General features: G+C 39.6%; 5 protein-coding genes and 1 riboswitch. Of the genes, 3 read left to right on the forward strand and 2 right to left on the reverse strand.

Annotated elements, in window-relative coordinates; all coding sequences use genetic code 11:
• Positions 1 to 69 precede the first annotated feature (69 nt).
• Positions 70 to 1,176, reverse strand: coding sequence for a tRNA (uridine(54)-C5)-methyltransferase TrmA (gene trmA, locus C9J48_RS23090; RefSeq protein WP_006233452.1), 1,107 nt, complete (start codon positions 1,174 to 1,176; stop codon positions 70 to 72).
• Positions 1,177 to 1,322: 146 nt separating this feature from the next.
• Positions 1,323 to 1,546: riboswitch (cobalamin riboswitch) on the forward strand.
• 38 nt (positions 1,547 to 1,584) lie between these two features.
• Here trmA and C9J48_RS23095 point away from each other — a divergent pair.
• The 3 genes from C9J48_RS23095 to murI all read left to right on the forward strand — a co-directional run bounded on the left by C9J48_RS23095 (position 1,585) and on the right by murI (position 4,994).
• Positions 1,585 to 3,405, forward strand: coding sequence for a TonB-dependent receptor domain-containing protein (locus C9J48_RS23095; RefSeq protein WP_006233451.1), 1,821 nt, complete (start codon positions 1,585 to 1,587; stop codon positions 3,403 to 3,405).
• A gap of 46 nt (positions 3,406 to 3,451) precedes the next feature.
• Positions 3,452 to 4,120: a Dph6-related ATP pyrophosphatase gene (locus C9J48_RS23100; protein WP_006233450.1), complete on the forward strand. Its 669-nt coding sequence runs from the start codon at positions 3,452 to 3,454 to the stop codon at positions 4,118 to 4,120.
• Between the two features lie 82 nt (positions 4,121 to 4,202).
• On the forward strand, positions 4,203 to 4,994 hold the full coding sequence (gene murI / locus C9J48_RS23105) for a glutamate racemase (protein ID WP_006233449.1): 792 nt from the start codon (positions 4,203 to 4,205) through the stop codon (positions 4,992 to 4,994).
• Here murI and C9J48_RS23110 read toward each other — a convergent pair.
• On the reverse strand, positions 4,963 to 5,421 hold the full coding sequence (locus C9J48_RS23110) for an RNA recognition motif domain-containing protein (protein WP_006233448.1): 459 nt from the start codon (positions 5,419 to 5,421) through the stop codon (positions 4,963 to 4,965). The two genes, murI and C9J48_RS23110, sit on opposite strands and share 32 nt — an antisense overlap.
• Positions 5,422 to 6,000: the final 579 nt, after the last annotated feature.

Genomic DNA, 6,000 nt, shown 5'->3' on the forward strand with positions numbered 1-6,000 from the left:
CAAAAAAGGCGCTAATTAGCGCCTTTTTTATTATCTATAATTTGTCGATTATAGATTTTATTTATGGTCTTACTTACGTTCTAGCAAAACACCTGCTTCCATATGGTGGGTATATGGGAACTGATCAAATAATGCAAAGCGAGTAATCTTGTGTGTTTGGCTTAGTATCTCAAGGTTTTCTTTTAATGTGTCAGGGTTGCAAGAGATATACATAATGCGTTCATAGCCTTGCACCATACGACATGTACCTTCATCCATACCTGAGCGCGGCGGATCAACAAAGATAGTGTTGCAATTGTAGCTCTGTAGATCGACGTTTTGTGCTTTAAGACGGCGAAACTCACGTTTGCCCGCCATTGCATCAGTAAAATCTTCAGCAGACATACGTACAATTTGTACGTTATCAATATTATTAACCGCAATATTGTATTGTGCAGATTCTACTGAAGGTTTAGCTAGTTCTGTTGCAAGAACACGTTCAAAGTTCTTAGCCAGTGCCAGCGAGAAGTTACCGTTACCACAATATAGTTCTAACAGATCACCTTCACTGTCTTGCGTACAATCAACTGCCCATTCCAGCATCTTTTGTGCGACTTCACCATTAGGCTGAGTAAAGCTATTTTCAACTTGCTTATAAGTTAGGGGTTGATCGAATACATTAAGTTTTTCGATAACGTAATCACGATCTGCCACAATTTTCATTTTTCGAGCGCGGCCAATGATATTCAGGTTAAACCCTTCATCATTCAAACATTGCTTTAGTTTCTTAATTTCAATTTCCCACTCTTCATCCAACTGGCGGTGGTACAGCAGTGACACTAAGATTTCACCGCTCAATGTGGATAAGAAATCAACTTGAAATAATTTGTGGCGAAGCGCTTGGTTTGGCTTTAGCGCTTCTATTAGCAATGGCATTAAATCGTTAATTAAGCGACTCGCCGCAGGAAATTGATCTACGCGGTATTTTTCGCGAGTCTCTTGATTGAACATGACATAGTAAAGATCTTCGCCTTCATGCCACATTCTAAATTCAGCACGCATGCGGTAATGCTCTGCAGGAGAGGCAAACACCTCAAGCTCGGGGGTCTCAAAATCTTCAAAGATATTTTGAATACGCTCTGCTTTTTCATCCAATTGCTGTTGGTAACCAGCGGTATTAAGTGCCGTGGATGTCATTAGTGTGCCTCAAACTGCTCAAAATAAGAGCGCAGATTTTATTGCATTACTGACCGATGTCCAGTGTTGTCCGAGATAAAAGTGCAGTTTAGGCTAATTAATAATAACAAATAGCAAACAACGCTAGACAACAAAGGCAATGATAACTAGCATCGCAGTGCGCTGGTTTGCCAAATATGGCTAGGGAACACGGTGAAATTCCGTGACTGACGCGCAGCGGTGATAGAGAACGAAAGCACACGGACGTAAGTTCCAAACACTGTTTCAGACAATTGCGCAATGCAATAGGTATGAAGCGGGAAGTTGTTGCCTAGGTGGTTACCCAACCATGCTCTTAAGTCCGAAGACCGACCAGTGTACGAAGCAAATTGTTGCTTAGTATTAAACGCGACTTAAGGTATCCATATAATGAAAAAAACGCTTTTAGCAGTGGCGTTGGCACCGTTGTGCCTTCCATCCCAAGCTTTTGCTGCCGATGAATCATCAAACGATGTCATGGTAGTTACCGCAAACCGTTTCGAACAACCAATTAAAAATGTAATTGCTCCTATTTCTGTTGTCACTAAAGAGGAAATTGATGCGATTCAAGCAAAGTCTATCGCGGAAGTATTGCGTCGTTTACCGGGTGTGCAAGTAGTTTCTGGTGGCTATGGCCAAGCAACAGAAGTGTATGTTCGAGGGACAACATCTCGTCATTTACTTGTGATGATTAATGGTGTTCGTATTGGTAGTGCAACGTTAGGTAGTGCTGATTTTAGCCAGATCCCACTAACAGGCATTGAGCGGATTGAATTAATAAGAGGCTCGCGTGCGGCACTCTATGGTTCAGATGCAATCGGTGGTGTACTTAATATTATTACGGCTTACCAACCGGGAGAATCTGTCGCTGAAGTGACTGCTGGTGGTGGTAGTAAAGGGTTCTATCAGCTTGGTGGTTCTGTAGCTGGTGGTCTGGGTGAATCTGGTTGGGGTAAGATTGCCTTGAAAACAGAAGGTGATGATGGCTTTTCTGCACGAAAAGAACCTTTTGAACAAGATGATGATGGCTTCAAAAATAGTAATGTTGTAGCCGAGGTGGGTACTCATGTAGGTGACCATTGGAAATTGAGCCTACAAGGTTATTATCATGATGGCGAAAGCGATTACGATGATTCGTATGGCGCACCTCATGCACAAAGTGAAAGTTCTCTTTTTAATATTGCCGCAAAGGCTGGGTACTCTAATGACAAGTTAGATAGCCAATTTACTGTTGCTCAAAACCAAGATGAGAACCGAAATTTCAATGATGTTAGCAATGGTAGCAAGATAAAAACTGAGCGAACCGTTGCTAATTGGCAAAATCATTATCAATTAACTGATGGACTAGAACTTGGTGGCGGTCTTGAGTGGTATCGTGATTCGGTATCAAATACTGGTACACAATATGCGGAAGATGAGCGTGATAATACAGCTGTCTACTTAACTTCTATCTATCGTATAAGTGATTGGCAGTTTGAAGGTAGTGTACGTACCGATGATAATGATAGTTATGGTACAAACAATACTTGGCAATTAGCAACAGCTTACAATATTACTTCTGAACTCAAAGTATCGGCCAATGCCGGCACTGGTTTTAAAGCGCCAACATTTAATGATTTATATTGGCCTGATTCTGGTAATCCTAATTTGAAGCCTGAAGAATCAAAAAATTATGAAATCTCATTATCTGGCACTCATCAGTTGCTTGATTGGAGCGTAACAGGGTATCAGTCAGAGATTGATCAACTTATTGCTTGGGCTCCCAAAGATGCGAGTAATCCATCTGGTGATTGGATTCCCATGAATGTTGATGAGGCTGAGATACAGGGAGTTGAGTTAACCGCAGGCTTTGCAACGGGTATGCTCTACCACGATGTGAGCTATGATTACTTGGATGCGAAAGATAAAGGCTTAGATAAACAACTTATCCGTCGTTCGAAAGATAGCGCTAAATGGAATGTCTCGTATCTTGCTGACCAATGGCAATTGGATGTGAGTGCTATTTATAAAGGCACAAGCTATGACGATGCCGCAAATACTAAAAAGTTGGATGCGTATACTTTAGTTGATGTTGCTGCTAGTTATTTTGTAACTGACAATTTATCTGTTCGAGGAAGAGTCGCGAACCTCTTTGATAAAGACTATGTAGCGAAAGAGACTTATAACGTTCAAGAGCGTAGTTATTACGCGACGGCAACGTATAAGTTTTAAGCGAATAAAAGAAACCACCTTCGGGTGGTTTTTTAATGGAGGCAAAATGAAACCAATCAAAGTTGTTGTTAGTTGGTCATCGGGTAAAGATTCAACATTAACCCTTATTAAATTGCTGAATGATCCAGATTACAAAGTTGTTGGCTTATATACGACATACCTTATCGATGAGGTGCCTTTTCAAGCAACGCCTCTTGAGGTTGTAAAAAAACAAGCGGCATTAACTGGGCTACCTTTGGTAACCATAGAATTACCAGAAGTCTTTCCCCCTAACGAGATTTATCAATCTTTAGTGGTGAACGGGCTACACAATAGTGGCTTAGAAATTGATGCCGTTGCATTCGGTGATATGTTTTGCAATGGCATTGCAGATTATCGCCGTAGTTATATAGAGCCTGCTGGCTGGGAGTGCATCTTTCCTTTGTTAGGACAAGACAGTCAACGACTAGCCCAAGAAATTGTTGAATGTGGAATTGAAACGTTAGTTGTCACGGTCGATACCAGTCAACTTGACGGTAAGTTTTGCGGTGAGTGGTATGATCATCAGTTTATCTCAAGCTTACCTATGCATACCGATCCCTGCGGTGAGGATGGTGAATTTCATACATTAGTTGTAAAAGCCCCATGCTTTAATGGTGAGTTAAAAATTGAGCTAGATAAATGTGATCGAGAAGGGCGATTCCATTATCAGCGTTATCATTTAGTCAAAGAATGATTGAATACGACAAGAAAGGTTCGGATTTATACTGTATGGCAGTATTATTAGTACTTTGTTGAATACGAAAGAAACGTGGTGAATGGTGAAAACAATACTTATCTTTGATTCTGGTGTTGGTGGTTTATCTGTATATCAAGAAATACAATCGCTTATGCCACAAATACAGTACATCTATGCTTTTGATAATGCAGCATTCCCTTATGGTGAATTAGCTGAAGATGTATTGCTTCAAAGAACTCAACGCATTGTTTGTTCATTAGCTGAAAAGCATAACGTTGATCTTGTCGTTATTGCATGTAATACAGCAAGTACGATCGTACTACCTATATTACGTGAAAATTTATCTGTTCCTGTTGTTGGTGTTGTTCCTGCGATAAAACCTGCGGCAATCCTCAGTCAAACAAAAGTCATTGGGCTATTAGCAACGCCAGCTACGATTCACCGTTCTTATACCCACGAATTGATTTCATCATTTGCAAGTGATTGTGAAGTTAGAATGATAGGTTCAACACGCTTAGTTGAAATAGCAGAAGAGAAACTTCGTGGTTTGCCCGTTTCTATCGATGAAATTGCTGAGATTATTAAGCCTTGGCAAAAAGACGTTGATTGCATCATTCTAGGTTGCACACACTTCCCTTTAATTAAAGATGAAATAAGGCAAGCATTAGATAAAGCAATTGTCATTGTTGATTCAGGAAAAGCGATAGCTAACCGAGTGAAAGGCTTATTGGGAGATTTACCGTCGAGTTATAAAAAACATTTAAACCTTACATACAACAGTGCCGCAACAAATAATGAAGCGGCACTGAATAGAAGCTTAGAGAAAATACAGCTAAATGCTATGCAACCTCTTCGCCTTCTAGATTTTTAGGATCATTAGCTTCACGAATTTTTAAAGTTCGCTGGCCATATTCTTTATTGTTTAAGTTCTGAATTGCTGTGTCAGCATCCGAGCTATTCATTACAACAAATCCAAAGCCTCGACGTTTCCCTGTGCGCTTATCTTTCATTAAACGTACAGCAAACACTTCACCATGTTCGGAAAAAAGGTTTTTCACATCACTTTCATTTGCACGGTAAGGAAGGTTACCGACATAGATTGTTTTGCTGCTTTGTGATGAATCAATAGGTTGCTCAAGAGATGGCTTTGAATCTTGCATGAAGCGTATTGCTAGACCAGTAATAACAGCACCAACAGCAAAAGCTATCGCTGGTGGAACTGAAACAAAGCTAAAGATTAAAGAGCCGATAATGGTAATCGCAATTACTGTTATCGTAGTTTGGTTAGATGATTTCATATAATAATTACATCGTCATAATTAGTAGGAGAGAATGCGTCATTGGTTATTTTAACAACAAAGTCACAATGATATTACTTTTATTGACTTGTAATTACTAGAAGGTGAATGTGACGGTCCTCTAATGTTGAGATTACAAGCCATATGTTCACATTAGATGAAATAACCATCAAATAAAGTATTTTTTATAAAAAATACTTGTCAGAGTGATCTGAGTCTCTATAATGCCGCCTCACTGACACGAAGCAGAATCAAAATAGGTTTTAGCTAAGTGAAAGTAAATGAGTTTTAAATCGAGTTATGTAAGACAAAGTTAGCTTATATCTTTAGTCTCTTTTAATAGAGTAATTAAAGAGAGTCAAAAAGATGTTTTAACTAATTAGAATTTCTTCTTGACTTCATAACTTCAAGGTGTATTATACGCCCCCTGGCTTGCTGAAGCGTTCAACGCTAAGGCATTGAAAGTCAACGTTCTTTAACAATTTGACCATGCAATCTGTGTGGGCACTCGTGAAATTTTAAGTCGAAAGATTTATCAATGAACTGAGTGACCTTAATCATCGCAAGATGACACAGTCA

Origin of the sequence: Photobacterium profundum, assembly GCF_003026285.1 — a bacterium.
In the GTDB taxonomy this organism is placed as follows: domain Bacteria; phylum Pseudomonadota; class Gammaproteobacteria; order Enterobacterales; family Vibrionaceae; genus Photobacterium; species Photobacterium profundum.

Coding starts and splice junctions, on each gene's coding strand:
- trmA (WP_006233452.1), bottom strand. CDS start 1,176: ATGACATCCACGGCACTTAATACCGCTGGTTACCAACAGCAATTGGAT.
- murI (WP_006233449.1), top strand. CDS start 4,203: ATGGTGAAAACAATACTTATCTTTGATTCTGGTGTTGGTGGTTTATCT.
- C9J48_RS23100 (WP_006233450.1), top strand. CDS start 3,452: ATGAAACCAATCAAAGTTGTTGTTAGTTGGTCATCGGGTAAAGATTCA.
- C9J48_RS23110 (WP_006233448.1), bottom strand. CDS start 5,421: ATGAAATCATCTAACCAAACTACGATAACAGTAATTGCGATTACCATT.
- C9J48_RS23095 (WP_006233451.1), top strand. CDS start 1,585: ATGAAAAAAACGCTTTTAGCAGTGGCGTTGGCACCGTTGTGCCTTCCA.